Genomic DNA, 16,685 nt, shown 5'->3' on the forward strand with positions numbered 1-16,685 from the left:
AAAAAGTACGCGGCCGTCTAGATCAGCGCGCCTTGACGTAGCTTCCAGGTGCGTCCTCGATGACGCCAAGTTTGGCGCCGGGTTCGCGCGCCGGAATTTTTGCCCCCGATCGCGTGTTGAGCCACTTGATCCAGTACGGCCACCATGAGCCAGGGTGTTCCTTGGCGCTCTTGATCCAGTCATTCAACTCCGCCGCGTCGTCGTTGCCGTCGGTCCAGAATTGATACTTGACCTTGTCGGGCGGGTTGACGACGCCGGCAATGTGGCCAGAACCGGCGAGCACGAACTCGACAGGGCTGCTGAACATCTTGGAGCCGCGATAGACCGAAGCAGCCGGCGCGATGTGGTCTTCGCGCGTTGCAACCTCGAAAACTGGCAGCTTAATGCGGCTTAGGTCCAGTTTCGTGCCCGCAATCGTCATGTCGCCGCGGGCCAGCCGGTTCTCATTGTAGAACTCGCGCAGATAGAACTTGTGGTTGGCCGCCGCCATGCGCGTCGAGTCCTGGTTCCAATACAGCAGGTCGAACGGAAACGGCTTTTTGCCGAGCATGTAGTTGTTGACGATGTAAGGCCAGATCAGATCGCGCGGACGCATCATGTTGAACACGTTGGCCATGCGCGATCCATCGAGGAAGCCGCGCTGTGTCATCAGTTCATCGAGCGAGGCGAGCTGGTTGTCATCGGTAAACAGCAGCAGATCACCCGCGAGCGAGAAATCGACCTGGGTGGTGAGCAGCGTGGCGCTCTCGTAGGGGTCTTCGCCGCGCGTTGCAAGATAGGCAAGCGTTGTGGAAAGTGCTGTGCCGCCGACGCAATATCCCAGGACGTTGATCTTCTCTTGATTGGTTTCCTGGCTGACGGCGAGTGTCGCCGAGAGAATGCCCTCGAGCATGTAGTCTTCGAAGGTCGCGTCGGCGAGGTCTTCGCCTGGGTTGACCCAGGAAACTACGAACACCGTGAAGCCTTGGTCGACGATGTACTTGATGAAGCTCTTTTGGGCCGTGAGATCGAGGATGTAGAACTTGTTGATCCAGGGTGGCACCAACAGCAACGGGCGCTCGCGCACCTGCTTGGTGGTGGGTGAATATTGGATGAGTTGCAGCAGACGGTTCTGAAAGACGATTTTTCCAGGTGTCGTCGCAAGGTTCTTGCCCAGCTCGAATGCAGTCGTGTCGGTCTGACTGATGCGCATCAAGTCGGTCGACCGCTCCATGTCGCGCGCCAGAAGCTTGACGCCTTCGACCAAGTTGGAGGCGTTGGAGCGGAACGTCTCGCGCAGCACCTCTGGGTTGGTCGCAAGAAAGTTGGACGGAGAGTAGGCGCTGGTAAGCTGCCTCAGATAAAACTCGGCGCGATGACGATCGCGCTCTGAAAGTCCCTCGGTCTGTGCAAGGCGATCCTCCGCCCACTTGCAGGCGAGCAGGTAGGCCTGTTTGCAGAAGTCGAAAAAGGGATTGGCACTCCACTCGGGGTCCTTGAACCGGTTATCGCCAGGAGCAGGCTCGATGAGCGGAGGAACCTTGAGCCCGAACATGCGCTGGACGACATTATTCCAAAGCTCTCCGAACAGCCGGAAGAACTCGCCTTGGGCCTCGGCAAAGCGGGCAGGATCCGATAGCCATACGCGAAGCAGTTCCCCGACTGTTTGCGTGGCAGCCGACAGCTCGCTGGCGGGCGAATAGGGGCCGGAATTCGCGTCAGGACGTTCGGTCAAACGCATCAGCGCTTCGCTGCCCACCTCATAGGCCTTGAGGAGGTTGGTCGCAAACTCCTCAGGGTTGGGGATGAGGTAGTTTGAGAAGTATTTCAGAGCGTCAGGTGTTTCCTGTTGCATCTTCGACGCGTTCCTCGAAGTTTGTTCTTCTCATTGGCCGCGTCGGTGCATCCGGCGACGGCGATCGTATATTCCGGATCTGTAACAGTGCCGTTGCGCCGATGTTCAATCAAGGCCAAAGCAGGTCGGATTATTCTAAAGATATAGCGCGGCGCGCATGTTTTGAGCAGGTCTGGGATCTGCCGTATATTCAGCCGACGTGTCTCGGCGCACGATGCCGCACCGCACAATGCTTCATGGTGCGCCATTACGCGCTGGAAACGCGGGCGCTGCCCCTGGACGCGGCTGCCGCTGCGGGCGTAAAGAACTGGCCTACATGCGGTTGTTGCCCCTTTTTAAGAGGATAACAGCGTGCGTCTGCGTTTATCCGAGGTCATTATGAAGGCGCACACACTTTCGTGCGAGAGAACCGGGCTTTGAGCGAAGAATTCCATCGGATCAAGAGGCTGCCCCCTTATGTGTTCGCCGAGGTCAACCGGCTGAAGGCGGACGCTCGTGCGCGCGGCGCCGACATCATAGATCTTGGTATGGGCAACCCTGATATGCCCACCCCTCAACACATCGTAGATAAGTTAATCGAGACGGTTAATAAGCCGCGCACGCATCGCTACTCCGCCTCAAAAGGCATTCCTGGTTTGCGCCGTGCGCAGGCCGCCTATTATGCGCGCCGTTTTGGCGTGAAGCTCGATCCCGACACCGAGGTCGTCGCGACGATGGGATCGAAGGAAGGCTTCGCGAATATGGCGCAGGCCATCACGGCGCCGGGCGACGTCGTATTGGTGCCTAACCCTACTTATCCGATCCATACCTTCGGGTTCATTATCTCGGGGGCTTCGATACGGCATCTGCCCGCCAGCAACGGGCCGGACTTCCTGCGCGCCGTTGAACACGCTGTCCAGCATTCCATACCCAAACCGCTCGCGGTGGTCGTATCGTTCCCATCCAACCCGACCGCGATGGTCGCGGATCTGGATTTCTACAAAGAGGTGGTCGCGCTCGCCAAGAAGCTCGGCATCTATGTGTTGTCCGATCTTGCCTATGCCGAGCTCTACTACGACGACAATCCGCCGCCTTCGATTCTGCAGGTGCCCGGTGCCAAGGACGTTGCGGTAGAATTCACCTCGCTCTCCAAGACCTACAACATGCCCGGTTGGCGCATGGGCTTCGCAGTCGGTAACGAGCGCATGATTGCGGCGCTGGGACGGGTTAAATCGTATCTCGACTATGGCGCCTTCACGCCTGTGCAGGTGGCGGCGGCCGCGGCGTTGAACGGCCCGCAGGATTGCGTGGATGAGATCCGCTCCATGTACCATCATCGCCGCGATGTGCTGGTGGAGAGCTTCGGTCGTGCCGGAATGCCTATTCCCCCACCTCCTGCCACCATGTTCGCGTGGGCGCCGGTGCCTGAACCTTTCCGGCAACTGGGCTCAGTCGGCTTCGCCAAGCTGCTTATCGAAAAAGCCGACGTTGCTGTGTCTCCCGGCGTTGGGTTCGGTGAGTACGGAGAGGGCTTTGTTCGCGTGGCGCTCGTGGAGAACGAGCACCGCATTCGGCAGGCGGCCCGCTCGATAAAGAAATTCCTCACAGAGTATGCGGAAGGGAAGCACAACGTCGTGTCCCTCCCTGAAAGAGCCAGCAGGTAGTCGTATTTCCATGAAAGAACCACTCAAAATCGGCATTGCCGGCCTCGGAACCGTCGGCGGTGGTCTCCTTGAACTGCTTGCGACGCACGGGAGCTGGCTGGGTGATATCGCGGGGTGCCCGATCGAGGTCACCGGTGTCGCGGCCAAATCCCAGACTGAACAGAAGGGACCGGTTGCTGAAAAGGCAAAGTGGTTTTCCGATGCGGTGGCGTTGGCGAAAGATCCGTCGAACAACGTGTTTGTCGAACTGATCGGCGGAGATGGGGGCATCGCAAAGGCTTGTGTCGAGGCCGCGCTCGACGCTGGCAAGCATGTCGTAACGGCCAACAAGGCGCTCCTTGCCAAACACGGCGTTGATCTAGCCAGACGGGCAGAGAAGGCCGGTGTTTCGTTGAATTTTGAAGCCGCGGTCGCTGGTGGCATTCCGGTTATCAAGACGCTGCGCGAGGCGCTGGGGGCCAACGAGGTCACGCGCGTCTACGGCATTCTCAACGGCACCTGCAACTACATCCTCACTAAGATGCAGTCAGAGAAGCTGCCGTTCGCTGATGTCCTCAAGGAAGCGCAGGCAAAAGGTTATGCGGAAGCCGATCCGACCTTCGACATCGGCGGTTTTGATACCGCCCACAAACTCGCCCTCATGACGAGCCTCGCGTTCTCAACGCGGGTTGCGCTCGATGAAATCCACGTCGAGGGCATCGAGAATATCACGGCGGAAGACATCGAGGCTGCCGACAGTCTGGGCTACCGCATCAAACTGCTCGGCGTGGCGGTGCAGACCGACAAGGGCATCCTGGCGCGCGTGTCGCCTTGCCTTGTCTACAAAGACTCCGCCATTGCCGAAGTATCCGGCGTGACGAATGCCGTCGCCATCGACGCGGATTTTTCCGGCACCATTCTTCTGGTTGGTGCCGGTGCGGGCGGCAGGGCGACGGCCTCGGCAGTTGCGAGCGACATCCTCGATATTGCTCGCGGGATAACGCTTCCACCATTCGTATTGCCGACCACCGAGCTTCGCGCGCATGATTCCGCTCCGCTCGATGCCCACTACGGTTCGTACTACGTGCGCCTGTCGCTGGAGGACAAACCCGGCATGATGGCGGCGATCGCAACGCGGATGGGCGATCGCGGCATATCGCTGGAAAGCATCGTCCAACATCGTCCGTTAACGCTGCATGTACCTGGTGCGACACCTGCACCGGCCTCCAAGGCTCCCGTGTCTGTCATCATAATTACCCATGAGACGACTGAAGAGGCGATGCGGAAGGCTTTGGAAACCATAGTCGCGGATGGCAAGGTCACTGAGCGGCCGCAACTGATACGGATCGAGGAACTTTAATCTTTCCGTTGGAATAGACCGTGTGGATTGATCTTGGGGCTTGTTAGGACCTCCTCGCCTGAGTTAAGGCCCCATTCGGCACGGATTGAGTTGGCAGTCGGGGCGGTGCGGCGTGTGTGGCGCTGCGCCAGAGCTGAGCGCAAGATGCGAGGGTTAGCGAGATGAGCAAGGAACAAGTGGCAAACGGTCTTGGTCTGGAACGCGTCCTCGTTCTTGAAGTTGCGCGCGTGACCGAGGCTGCGGCTATCGCGGCCGCCCGCCTTCGTGGCAGGGGCAACGAGAAGGCCGCAGACAAGGCCGCGGTCGATGCGATGCGCCGCGAATTGGGCCGCGTGTCCATCAACGGCACCGTGGTCATTGGCGAAGGTGAGATGGACGAAGCGCCGATGCTCTACATCGGTGAAAAGGTGGGCTCTGGCGAGGGGCCCGAGGTCGATATCGCCGTCGACCCACTTGAGGGCACCACCATTTGCGCCAAGGCGATGCCGAACGCTCTTGCCGTTCTCGCTATTGCGGAGCGCGGCGGCTTGCTCCACGCACCCGACATGTACATGAACAAGATCGCCATCGGCCCGGGCTATCCCGACGGCGTTGTCGATCTCGACGCGCCGCCAGCGGACAATCTCAACGCGCTGGCGAAAGCCAAGGGCGTGCCCATTCACGAAATCACGGCCTGCATTCTCGATCGTCCACGCCATGCCGAACTCATCAAGGCGGTGCGTGACACCGGCGCTGCCGTTCAGTTGATCCCCGATGGTGACATAGCGGGGGTGATCTGGACGACGGATCCCGCCGAAACTGGTATCGACATCTACATGGGCTCCGGCGGTGCGCCTGAGGGCGTATTGGCTGCAGCCGCGCTGCGCTGCATCGGCGGACAGATCCAAGGCCGCTTGATGCCGCTCAAGGATGAAGAGCGCGTGCGCGCCGCCAAAATGGGCATCACCGACATCAAGCGCAAATTCAAGCTGGAAGACATGGCGTCTGCTGACGTGGTATTCTCGGCAACTGGCGTCACTGATGGTTCGCTGCTCGATGGCGTGCGTTTCCGTGGCGATTTCGCTGAGACCGAAACTGTCGTGATGCGCTCCAAGACCGGCACCGTCCGCCGCATCAAAACGAACTTCCGGAACATCGGCTCCCGCTTCATCGGCTAGGCTCTTACCCCGCCCGTCTCATTATTTCATCAGGAGGCGGAGCCCTGCCGCGGTCCAGGCTGTGCCGAGTGCCATGGCGGCCAGTACATCCGTGGGCCAGTGAACACCCAGATAGAGGCGGCTCAAGCCCACTGCGAGCGCCAGTCCCAATGCGCAGGCAAATGCGTAGCGATGAAGGCGAGGATCGCTTGTGTTGGCGACAATCATGCCTGCAATTGCGAAGTAAAGCACGGTGGCCATCATCGTATGGCCTGACGGCATGCTTGCGTCAGAAACACTATCAAGCATCGGCACGACCTGGGGTCGAGCGCGGGCGACGCTGATCTTTATGACATTCGAAAGCAGCCAGCCACCAATGGTGAGGGTCGCGAGTGTTCGCGCCAGCACGTATCTGCCTGAGCCAATCATATAGGCACACAGTACGCCGACGACTAACGCAGCGACCCCGAAGCTGCCGAGCGCGGTCACGTCGCGCACGAAACGGTCGAAGCGCGGACCGCCATAAGGCATCAGGTCAACCGGTTTGCGGAAGACGCGCATGAGCGCGGCGTCAAAGGTGATCGCGCTTCCCGTCAAAACGATGCCTCCCAGATAGACGAGGAGTGCGCAGGCAGCGGCAGCAAAGGACAACCAAAAAAGTCTTTGGGTGAAACGGCGCAGATCGCCGTCATTCTTCGTTGTCACGCGGGCACCAGCAATTTCAGGGCCCGAGCACGGATTTCGTATCGCAACGGCGTTTGGAAATCCTCCACCTCGCCATCATTGGATAGTTTGACCCTGTGCGCCGACGTTCGAAGCGTAAAGCGCTCGGCGGTGAATTGCGAAATCATGGGGTCGCCTTTCCAGGATCCAAACAGCGCCCGAGCGAAGCCCATTGCCAAATCCCAGCCGCTCGTATGGCGAGAGGCGTAAACGGTCAGATGTCCTTCGTCCAGCCGAGGCCGGGACAATCCGAATTGCGCCGTATCCGCATAGGAATTGTTCGCGACGGCCACAGACATGACGCGCAGCTTTCTTTCCTGTGCGCCATCCTCTAGCGAGATTGTAAGCTGAGCGCGGCTTGCAAGCATGCGGCGCAGAATATCGAAATATCCCGCGATGCGCTCCAGTAACGGGCGACCGCGTAACGACTGTCGGCGGGCGGCGAACTTCGGAGGCAATCCCATCATTGAGTTACACAAGTAGATATTCCCGTTGACACTCGCAACATCGACGAGCCGTACCTCACCGCTGCACAGCGCCGATGCCGCGGCGTGAAGATCGAGCGGCATATTGAGGTCCTTAGCGAGCAGGTTCATCGTTCCAAGCGGCAGAATGCCCAGTGTCTTTGCGTTTTCCATGGCATATTTGGCGGCAAGGCGCACGCTGCCGTCTCCGCCGCCGATGATGAGAGTGTTGTAGCCAGGATCTTGGGCGGCTATCTCCAGCTCGGTCGCAAGGTGGTCGGCGGGTACGCATGAAACCAAAGCGCTGTGCCCGTGCGTGTGGAAGATTTGGGCGACGTCGGTCTCAACCTGGGCCTTATCTAGACCCAGGATTGCACCAGCTTTGGCGTTGATGAGTACTCTTGCGCGCATCGCTCTGAGAACGCACGGTTACGTGGCACGGTTCCGCACGAAATCGCCATCCGAGCCCCCTTCTTGCTCGCGTTGTAACCGTCCAAGCACTGCGCCAGTACCCGCCCATAGGAGCGCGACCGCTGCGCCAATTAGCATCGCCAAGCCGGTGTGGCCAGCCAGCAGATCGAGCCCAGCCTTTATCCAGCCGCCAACGGCGTCTCCGCCTCGGTAGACGACCGTATCAATGAAGTTCTTTGCCTTGTATTTCTCGGCGTCGCGCACCACGGTGTAGAGCATCTCGCGCGCGGGGCGCACCAACGCATACTCACCCACACGTCGAACGATCATCACGACGGCAAGAACGGCAAAAACCGGAGCGATTGCAAGACAGAGAAATCCCGCCGCCATGATGAGCGGCACTGTGGTGAGAAGTACGCCGACGCCGAACGACTTTGCGATACGCCCCGTGAGAAACAACTGGATGAGAATTGTTGCGGCTTGTACCGAAGTGTCGATCATGCCGAACACTTGGGTTTGTCGCGTGCGGTCTGGAAATGTTTCGGCGACGAGGCGCGCCTGCTCGAAATAGAGAAACGTGCTGACAATAGCGAGCAGGACGACGAAAGCTGCTATCAACAACAGATAGCGAGAGGACAGGACCTCTGCTGCGCCCGCAAAGGCACTCCCACCGAGCGGTCTTGCACGGTCTGTCTGCGCGTGCTCCGGCAAAGGATTGCGATCACGCCACACCTGTAGCCCTTCTGCGCAAACGGCGCTTGCGGCCAAGAGAACCGCACTCAGCCCCATAAGACCGGCATGACCGATGGCTGCCACCAGTAGTGTGCCGAGGATGGGGCCTGTAAGTCCGCCGAGGCTGGCGCCTGCCGCTATGATCGCAAACAGTCGCTTGCCTTGCGATAATGGGAACAGATCCGCGAGCACGCTCCATGCAAGGGAGATGGCAAGCAGGTTGAAGACCGATAGCCAGACATAGAAGGCGCGCGCGACCCATACATTGTTAGGGTTGTGAACGAAGCTCGCAGCAAACACTGCAAGATTGAATACGAGGAACGCGTAAGTCCAAGGGAGGATTCGCCGTCTCCGCGCGCGTGAGGCAAGCCAGCCAAACAGCGGCAATGCGACCAGCGTTGCAAGGAAGGTGGCGGTGAAGAGCCACTGCAACTTGTCAACTCCGCCTGCAATGCCCATGGTTTCGCGCACGGGCCGCAACATGAAGTAGCCGGTGAAGAGAAAGAAAAACATCGCCGCTCCGCCGACGACAACGGGCAATTCTGAACTGCTTATGTCGAAAGCGGCAGCGAGCCGGCTACGAAGCGAAGCGCTTGGCGATGAGGTCATTTGTGCCTCAATCCACCGTTTCGATGAGCGAAGCGCGTTGGGCTTGCGTCAGGGGTTCGCCTGAGCCGGCATGGAGATTGTCGCTTTGGCGATAGGGCTTGCCTGTCGCGGGAATGACCGCGGTCACAGCCGGATTGGACAGGGCAAAGCGCAAAAATGCTTGCGCCCAGGACGTAATGCCAGCGTCTGCCGCCCAGTCTGGAAGCGGCTTGTTTTTGACGCGCGCGAACAGCTTGCCATCTTCAAACGCGCGATTGATCAGAACGGCAATGCCAAGCTCTTGGGCAAGCGGAAGCAAGCGATTTTCTGCGCCGCGCGTAACCACAGAATAGTTGATCTGGAGAAAGTCCGGCTTCTGCTTTGTTATGACATTCACCAGCGTATCGTGGGCGCTTTCGAGATAATGCGTGACGCCAACATACCGCGTCTTGCCCTGCGCCTTTAGCTCACGGATGAGTGCGAGCTGTGTATTGAGATCGCCTAGGTTATGGACCTGCAAGAGCTCCACATGATCTGTCTTGAGGCGTTTGAGAGAGGAGTTGAATTGTGCCAAGCCCTCTTCGCGACCCTGCACGCGCGACAGCTTGGTTGCGATCCAGGCTTTTGGCCGCAGATTTTGCTCTGCCAGGATTGCACCGAGCCGGTCTTCGGCAACGCCGTATGTGGGTGCGGTATCAATGACCGTTCCGCCACCTGTGAAAAATCTGCGTACAACCTCGCGCAGAGCGTCAAACTCGGGCGAGCCATCCGCGACCTCGAAACTTCCCGACGTACCCATGCCGACAACAGGAATTTTCTCTCCTGTCGCGGGAATGGTCCGGAAGGTCATCGCGGAGGCGGAGGGAGCGGCAATGTCTTCGGCGGCATTGGCGAATTGAGGCCGAAGCCCCACGCCGGGAACCGATCCGACAACTGCGGATATCCCGGTCGCGGTGGCAAGATGGATGAAATCTCTACGGCTTGGCACGCGCTCCTCCAGCGATTTAGACGATGGGCCGCCCGCGATCTGGCGGCCGAAGCGTTTATATAGGGGGGTCGCGCTCAGCTACCAAGGCTGCTTGCGCAGCGAAACGCTAAGCCTGTGCGTTGCGCGTGTGAACTAGTTTCACTTGTGGTGGGCTACCAAGCGCATGAATGCCTCGACACGCTCAGCATCTTGATATTCTTCCCAGCGGACGATCTTTCCGTTGCGGAATGCGGCGATCACACGCATGACACCATCAATGGATTCGCCGCTCTTCCTGTGCCGGAACGAATAGTCGATCTGCGTGCGCAAGCCTCCATCGCAGGGTAGAACAGTGCGCAGAGTGAAGCGCCTGATCTCGAAATCGCCAATGAGGGTCTGAAGCCTACGGCGTATGCCATCGGGCCCGTCGAAAACGACCTCCTGGGGCGTGAACACGGTCAGCCGGGTCTCCGGATCGAAGTAGAATGTGGCGGTCTCGATGTCTTCCAAGGAAACGGCAGTGACGAGGGCCTCGATCACGCCTTCTTCATCTGCATTCAAAATGTTTGGGCCTTCACAATTTTGCTGGAAAAAAGCGGTGTGAAATCAATGTGAGGTTCTCTAGCACGAATCCAGGCTGTGGGCAGCCTCCGCGGCCCAATGCCGGGCGCAACGAATCGTCCTAGTGGTTTTGACGGAGGGATCGACATGGTTGCGCTACGCAAGCCGATACAGGCTTCTTTAACAGAGCCCGCGCCGTTTCTCGGTGTGGTAAACTCCGCCAAAGGAATGGTTTGGCGTGAGCGGTTGACCCAGGAGTTGCGGGCGACAGCAGTTGCGATTTCGCAACGCTACGGCATGCCGGAGTTGATGGGCCGCGTTCTTGCCGCACGTGGATCGACCTTGGAAGACGCAGAGCAATTTCTCGATCCTACGATCAAAGCTTTGATGCCTGATCCAAGCGCGCTGCGTGACATGGACAAAGCTGCTGCGCGTGTCGCGGATGCCATCGAGGCGCGGACTGCGATTGCAATTTTCGGCGACTATGACGTCGACGGAGCTTGCTCGAGCGCGCTGCTTGCACGTTTCCTCGATCACCACGGGACACCGTCGCGCATCTACATCCCCGATCGCATTTTCGAGGGCTATGGGCCCAATGCCGCGGCCATAGAACAGCTCGTCAAAGAAGGCGCCGGACTTATCGTAACGGTCGATTGCGGAACGACGAGCTTTGCGCCGCTGGCCGTCGCGAAGGATCTCAAGACGGATGTGATCGTCATCGATCATCACCAGGCCGACGAGCGGTTGCCCGACGTGCATGCACTGGTCAATCCAAATCGCCAAGACGATGTTTCCGGTCAGGGTCATCTATGTGCCGCTGGCGTGGTCTTCATGGTTCTGGTGGCGGTGACTCGCGCATTGCGCGCGCGCAATTTCTATACCGATGGCAGATCGGCTCCCGATCTTCTCGGCTTGCTCGATCTCGTTGCGCTCGCCACGGTGGCCGACGTGGTTCCGCTGACGGGTCTCAACAGGGCGTACGTTAAGAAGGGCCTCGCCGTAATGCATCAGCGCGAAAATCTCGGCCTTCGCGCACTCGCCGACGCGGCGGGCCTTACGCAATCGCCGACGCCCTATCACCTCGGGTTCATCCTTGGCCCGCGCATCAACGCCGGCGGACGCATCGGCGACGCGGGGCTTGGAGCAAAACTTCTGTCGACGTCGAACGACATGGAAGCGCAGCGGATTGCGCAACTTCTCGATCGCCTTAACAAAGAGCGCAAGGAACTTGAGACCGGAATGCTCGAAGAGGCGCTCGGGATCGGCGAGGCCCAGGTCATGGCTGACGCAGAGCGTCCCATCGTGATTGTAGGATCGGACGCCTTTCACAAGGGTATCGTTGGACTGGTTGCCAGTCGACTGACGGAGCGTTTTCGCCGGCCATCGTGCGTCATCTCCTGGGAGAAGTCGGGTGATAATGGCGAAGGTGAAGGCACCGGCTCGTTGCGTTCGGTTCCGGGCGTCGATTTGGGAGCCGCCGTGCGCGCCGCCGTTGCGGAAGGTCTCTTGGTCAAAGGCGGCGGCCATGCGATGGCGGCAGGCTTGACGGTCAAGCGCTCGAACTTCGCGGCACTGGAGACATTTCTTTTCAAAGCGCTTGCCGACGCGACAAGTGAAGCGCGGTTGTCGGCCACCCTTGATGTCGATGCTGCATTGGTGGCGTCCGGTGCGAGTGACGACTTGCTGACTCTGGTTGAGCGTGCTGGACCGTTCGGTCAGGGTAATCCTCAGCCCCGGTTCGTGTTTCCGTCCCACCGTGTAAAGTTCGCCAAAATCGTCGGGGACGCGCACGTGCGCTTGATGCTGGAGGCTCAGGACGGAGCCCGGCTTGAGGCGATTGCCTTTCGAGCCGCCGGGCAGCCGCTGGGTGACATGCTGATGAATGCGGGTGGGCTACCATTGCATGTAGCGGGGCATCTGCGCCGCGACACTTGGGGCGGAAGGTCGCGAATCGAGCTTTCGATCGACGATGCCGCCGATCCGCGGGCCTGCGTCTAACTTGCTGATATTACAAACGGTTCACCCTGTCGCAGGCAGGATGGTGTAGGCCTGCTTGCCAGCCTGCGCAAAGCTGCCTATAGGGAACGCTCGCCTGCGCACCGCGCCGGCGCGCGCTCCCTTCGTCTATCGGTTAGGACGTCAGATTTTCATTCTGAAAAGAGGGGTTCGACTCCCCTAGGGAGCGCCATTATGTCAACGGCAGTTGGCACGCTTGGCTTTGCCATTGCCCACCAGACGCCTGCCGCAGGAAAGACGACACCGTTAGCCTCCTCAGGCTCTCAGCCGGGGCACGAATGAGTGGGACGACGTTCCTCAGTCGATCGTCGTCCAGTCTTGCAGCAAGGCGTTGCGCTCTGCGCATCGGATTCCAAGTCGTTCAGGTCGGTGCCTTTATGGACTGCTTGGCCGTCCATTCCTCGCGCGTGATCCATGCTTCGAGGATCTTGACGTGCTCGGCTTCCTCTCTAACGAACTCGTCGGCCATTGCGGAGATTTCGGGATCTTTCGTTTTTGCAACTACGGTTCGGTAGAATTCATAGCCGCGCCGTTCGCCTTGCAAGGCCACTTTGAGCGCCCCTAGTCGCGTCATGGCCGGATCGCCGGCCAGGATAGAGGGGCGTTCGGGCGTCGCGTGATCTGGCCAAACATAGTCGGGCGGAAGGACAATGGTGGCGTCGACCGACCCGGCTCGCGCCCGCGCCTCGGCAAGATGGAGACGCGAGAATTCGGCCAACTGATGAAATAGTTCCGACACCTCGTTGTTCCCACACTTCTGCATTTCGATGGCAAGCGCGTCATAGTGGATGGCGGCGTCGTCTTCGAGACGCACCGCATAGCTCAGAAATTCCTCCACCGAGCCAAGCTCTATTCCGCCCTTGAACCTGTTAGCGGCATGAGTGATGTGCGGACCTTGCTCGGGAATGGTCTTGTCGCCCTCGAAGACAACCATAATGTCTTCGTTTCGCACGAAGCACTGACAGGCCAGTCGGTAACGTGGCGGCATGTCGTTCACTTCGGCGTTCTCGATTTCAGCTTTTGTGATCTTACCGAGCTGGCGCAGCATCTCCTTCTCTTTTTCGGTGAGGGCGATGCCATACTTCGCTTTGGGTTCGAGGTGTTTGACCTCGCACAAGCAGGATCCGCACTCACCATCCTGACAATCGAATGGAATAGGAATGTTGTTAGCTTTGGCGACGGAAAGGATCGTCCCACGATCGCCGGCAACGGCGTATACGGTGACGTCCTTCGACATAACGGGAGATGAAAAGGTTACGTTGGCCACGACTGTACACTTTCTGCCCGCCGATGGGTGGGCTGACTGATGCCTTGGGTTTACGCTAGGATGAGAGAGCAACAAGTATGCCAGTGGCGAAATGAATAAAAATCAATGCGATATGCGTTTTTGCCAAGATTTGCGAATGGACATGATGTGACATTGGCAGCAGACTTGAAAGAGATGCTACAAGTTTGACGGACATCCGCGCGGCTGTCATCGAAAGGCTCGCGGTGCGTGTCGAGAGACATCGCCGTTTCTGCGCAACGTCCGTGCGCGTCTCGCGGGAGTAAGCGCCAAGTGCATACGTCAGCTCATGCAGATGTCGAAAGCAATCGGATGAGCGACGAGTTGTTCAGGATAAAGACTATCGTCTCAATTATCTTGATGACGCTGCTGTCGTTGCGCCTTGATGACTCAAGGCTTGGCAAGGAAGATATCATCGTGTGGATGTCTTAGAGACTCTTATCGAGGCCATTAGCTTCTCTATCGAGTTTGCGGCCACACACGATGTCATGAGCTGATTCGAAGCAGAGAAAGACAAATTCGAGTGACTAGCTCTTGACTAAATAGGGCTACTGGAACCAACAAGAGGGGCAGCAGGTGCGGACTGCAAATGCAGCCGAGAATCCAAGGGAATCCGAGCAATAAGCTCATCTGCCGACAGAGATAAATCAAACTGATGGGAACGCACGTATCATGGCAGCAGACACAGAGATTGAGAGTAAGTGCCCGATGCACAGTGGGCGTCCGCACGCTACATTCACCGGACGGTCGAACCGCGATTGGTGGCCTAATCAGCTCAACTTGAAAATTCTTCATCAGAACGCGCCTGCCGGTAATCCGTTGGGAGGTGCCTTTAACTACGCCGAGGCATTCAAGAAACTCGACTTAGCTGCAGTGAAGAAAGATCTCACTGCGTTGATGACCGACAGTCAGGATTGGTGGCCGGCGGATTATGGTCACTACGGCGGTCTTTTCATTCGCATGGCGTGGCACAGTGCGGGCACTTATCGCACGGCTGATGGCCGTGGTGGCGCAGGCTCTGGCTCGCAACGCTTCGCACCGCTCAACAGCTGGCCCGATAACGGCAACCTGGATAAGGCGCGCCGTCTGTTGTGGCCGATCAAGCGCAAATACGGCAACAAACTTTCTTGGGCGGATCTGATGATCCTAGCCGGTAACGTTGCTATCGAGTCCATGGGTGGCAAGACGTTCGGCTTCGGCGGTGGACGCGAGGACGTGTGGGAGCCCGAGGAAGACATTTATTGGGGTTCCGAGAAAGAGTGGCTCGCGACGAGCGATAAGCCCGACAGCCGCTATTCCGGCGATCGCGATCTTGAGAACCCGCTGGCCGCCGTGCAGATGGGTCTCATCTACGTCAATCCCGAAGGTCCGGACGGAAAGCCCGATCCCGTTGCGTCCGGGCGCGACATCCGCGAGACCTTCGCGCGCATGGCGATGAATGACTATGAAACAGTTGCGCTGACCGCTGGTGGACACACCTTCGGCAAGACGCATGGTGCAGGTTCCGCAACAAACTGCGGCCCTGAACCAGAGGCAGCACCGCTTGAGGCGATGGGCTTTGGCTGGCTCAGCAGCTTCAAGAGCGGCAAGGGCCGTGACGCAATCACGTCGGGCCTCGAAGGCGCATGGACGCCGAACCCGATTAAGTGGGACATGGGCTATTTCGATGTGCTGTTCGGCTACGACTGGGAGCTTGTGAAGAGCCCGGCGGGTGCTTGGCAGTGGACGCCGAAGAATCTCAAACAGGAGGACATGGCGCCTGATGCTGAGGATCCCTCCATCAAGGTGCCGATCATCATGACCACCGCCGACATGGCGATGCGCATGGATCCGGCTTATGAGAAGATCTCACGTCACTTCCACAATAACCCGGCAGAGTTCGCCGACGCTTTCGCGCGTGCGTGGTTCAAGCTCACCCACCGCGATATGGGGCCGAAGGCGCGCTATCTGGGCCCGGAAGTTCCAGCTGAAGATTTGATCTGGCAGGATCCTGTTCCGGCGGTTGATCATCCGCTGATCGACGCAAAGGACATCGCCGCCCTCAAAGCCAAGATTCTGGCGTCAGGTCTTTCTGTCGCGGATCTCGTTTCTGCAGCGTGGGCCTCTGCCTCCACGTTCCGCGGCTCCGATAAGCGTGGTGGCGCCAACGGTGCCCGCGTACGCCTTGCGCCTCAGAAGGACTGGGAAGCAAACGAGCCGGCCAAGCTGGCGAAGGTGCTTTCTAAGCTGGAAGAGATTCAAAAAGGCTTCAATGCGAGTGCGAGCGGCGGCAAGAAGGTTTCGCTTGCCGATCTGATTGTGCTTGGCGGTTGCGCTGCTGTCGAGCAGGCGGCGAAGGATGGGGGGCACGCGATAGAAGTGCCTTTCACACCGGGCCGCACGGATGCTTCGCAGGAGCAGACTGACGCTGAGTCGTTCGAGCCGTTGGAGCCTGAGGCTGATGGCTTCCGCAATTATGCGAGGGCGAAGTATTCGGTACCCGCAGAGCAGATGCTGGTCGACAAGGCTCAGCTACTGACACTGACGGCGCCCGAGATGACCGCGCTCGTCGGTGGCCTTCGCGTGCTGGGCGCCAATCATGGGCAGAGCAAGAACGGCGTCTTCACCAAGACACCGGGCAAGCTCACCAACGACTTCTTCGTCAACGTGCTCGATATGGGCACGCAATGGAAGCCGACATCGGGCGATGACCTGTTCGAAGGCCGTTGCTCCAAGACAGGTGCTCCGAAGTGGACCGGCACTCGCGTCGATCTGATTTTCGGATCGAACTCGCAGTTGCGCGCGATCTCGGAGGTCTACGCTCAGGATGACGCGAAAGAAAAGTTCGTCAAAGACTTCGTGGCGGCCTGGACCAAAGTGATGAACGCCGATCGCTTCGATATCGCCTAACCACCGCGCGGCACTACAGTGCTACAAATTAGGTGAGGGCTCGTTCCGCATTTTTTTCGGAACGAGCCCTCTCTTGTTTCTGAGTGTGCATATGCGC

12 protein-coding genes and 1 tRNA gene are annotated in these 16,685 nt (G+C 58.8%); 6 read left to right on the plus strand and 7 right to left on the minus strand.

The window, feature by feature from the left end; all coding sequences use genetic code 11:
• Positions 1-22: 22 nt before the first annotated feature.
• A complete protein-coding gene (gene phaC / locus R3D51_13785; protein ID MEZ5900550.1) occupies positions 23-1,834 on the minus strand; it encodes a class I poly(R)-hydroxyalkanoic acid synthase in 1,812 nt (603 codons plus the stop codon).
• A 416-nt stretch (positions 1,835-2,250) separates the two neighbouring features.
• On the opposite strand from phaC, the gene R3D51_13790 reads away from it, so the two are divergent.
• From R3D51_13790 to glpX, 3 genes are all read left to right on the plus strand, one after another.
• Positions 2,251-3,477 carry an LL-diaminopimelate aminotransferase gene (locus R3D51_13790; GenBank protein MEZ5900551.1) on the plus strand — a complete coding sequence of 409 codons (1,227 nt, stop codon included), beginning with the start codon at positions 2,251-2,253 and terminating at the stop codon, positions 3,475-3,477.
• Positions 3,478-3,487: 10 nt separating this feature from the next.
• The gene (locus R3D51_13795) at positions 3,488-4,816 is read left to right on the plus strand and encodes a homoserine dehydrogenase (protein MEZ5900552.1); all 1,329 of its coding nucleotides are present in this window, start codon (positions 3,488-3,490) and stop codon (positions 4,814-4,816) included.
• Positions 4,817-4,977: 161 nt separating this feature from the next.
• Complete coding sequence (gene glpX, locus R3D51_13800; GenBank protein MEZ5900553.1) at positions 4,978-5,973, plus strand: class II fructose-bisphosphatase; 996 nt, start codon at positions 4,978-4,980, stop codon at positions 5,971-5,973.
• Positions 5,974-5,994: 21 nt separating this feature from the next.
• Here the strand turns inward: glpX and R3D51_13805 are convergent, their stop codons facing one another.
• From R3D51_13805 to R3D51_13825, 5 genes are all read right to left on the minus strand, one after another.
• Positions 5,995-6,657, minus strand: a complete 663-nt coding sequence (locus R3D51_13805) for a phosphatase PAP2 family protein (GenBank protein MEZ5900554.1) — start codon at positions 6,655-6,657, stop codon at positions 5,995-5,997.
• On the minus strand, positions 6,654-7,550 hold the full coding sequence (locus tag R3D51_13810) for a diacylglycerol kinase family protein (protein ID MEZ5900555.1): 897 nt from the start codon (positions 7,548-7,550) through the stop codon (positions 6,654-6,656). The genes R3D51_13805 and R3D51_13810 overlap by 4 nt, the downstream gene beginning before the upstream one ends.
• 18 nt (positions 7,551-7,568) lie before the next feature.
• Positions 7,569-8,891: an MFS transporter gene (locus tag R3D51_13815; protein MEZ5900556.1), complete on the minus strand. Its 1,323-nt coding sequence runs from the start codon at positions 8,889-8,891 to the stop codon at positions 7,569-7,571.
• Between the two features lie 7 nt (positions 8,892-8,898).
• Complete coding sequence (locus tag R3D51_13820; protein MEZ5900557.1) at positions 8,899-9,858, minus strand: aldo/keto reductase; 960 nt, start codon at positions 9,856-9,858, stop codon at positions 8,899-8,901.
• A 138-nt stretch (positions 9,859-9,996) separates the two neighbouring features.
• Positions 9,997-10,398 (minus strand): nuclear transport factor 2 family protein, encoded by a 402-nt coding sequence (locus R3D51_13825; protein MEZ5900558.1) that lies wholly within the window; start codon positions 10,396-10,398, stop codon positions 9,997-9,999.
• Between the two features lie 147 nt (positions 10,399-10,545).
• On the opposite strand from R3D51_13825, the gene recJ reads away from it, so the two are divergent.
• The gene (recJ, locus tag R3D51_13830; protein ID MEZ5900559.1) at positions 10,546-12,396 is read left to right on the plus strand and encodes a single-stranded-DNA-specific exonuclease RecJ; all 1,851 of its coding nucleotides are present in this window, start codon (positions 10,546-10,548) and stop codon (positions 12,394-12,396) included.
• A gap of 115 nt (positions 12,397-12,511) precedes the next feature.
• Positions 12,512-12,586: transfer RNA gene (locus R3D51_13835), tRNA-Glu, on the plus strand.
• 189 nt (positions 12,587-12,775) lie between these two features.
• On the opposite strand, the gene R3D51_13840 is transcribed toward R3D51_13835, so the two are convergent.
• A complete protein-coding gene (locus R3D51_13840; protein ID MEZ5900560.1) occupies positions 12,776-13,681 on the minus strand; it encodes a 2Fe-2S iron-sulfur cluster-binding protein in 906 nt (301 codons plus the stop codon).
• Between the two features lie 690 nt (positions 13,682-14,371).
• Here R3D51_13840 and katG point away from each other — a divergent pair.
• On the plus strand, positions 14,372-16,588 hold the full coding sequence (katG, locus tag R3D51_13845; GenBank protein ID MEZ5900561.1) for a catalase/peroxidase HPI: 2,217 nt from the start codon (positions 14,372-14,374) through the stop codon (positions 16,586-16,588).
• Positions 16,589-16,685 lie beyond the last annotated feature (97 nt).

The sequence above is a fragment of the Hyphomicrobiaceae bacterium genome (assembly GCA_041397645.1).
Taxonomy (GTDB): Bacteria; Pseudomonadota; Alphaproteobacteria; order Rhizobiales; family Hyphomicrobiaceae; genus Hyphomicrobium_B.

Excerpts from the sequence above, each read along its gene's own strand:
- phaC (MEZ5900550.1), bottom strand. The coding sequence starts at position 1,834 with ATGCAACAGGAAACACCTGACGCTCTGAAATACTTCTCAAACTACCTC.
- R3D51_13795 (MEZ5900552.1), top strand. The coding sequence starts at position 3,488 with ATGAAAGAACCACTCAAAATCGGCATTGCCGGCCTCGGAACCGTCGGC.
- glpX (MEZ5900553.1), top strand. The coding sequence starts at position 4,978 with ATGAGCAAGGAACAAGTGGCAAACGGTCTTGGTCTGGAACGCGTCCTC.
- R3D51_13810 (MEZ5900555.1), bottom strand. The coding sequence starts at position 7,550 with ATGCGCGCAAGAGTACTCATCAACGCCAAAGCTGGTGCAATCCTGGGT.
- R3D51_13815 (MEZ5900556.1), bottom strand. The coding sequence starts at position 8,891 with ATGACCTCATCGCCAAGCGCTTCGCTTCGTAGCCGGCTCGCTGCCGCT.
- recJ (MEZ5900559.1), top strand. The coding sequence starts at position 10,546 with ATGGTTGCGCTACGCAAGCCGATACAGGCTTCTTTAACAGAGCCCGCG.
- katG (MEZ5900561.1), top strand. The coding sequence starts at position 14,372 with ATGGCAGCAGACACAGAGATTGAGAGTAAGTGCCCGATGCACAGTGGG.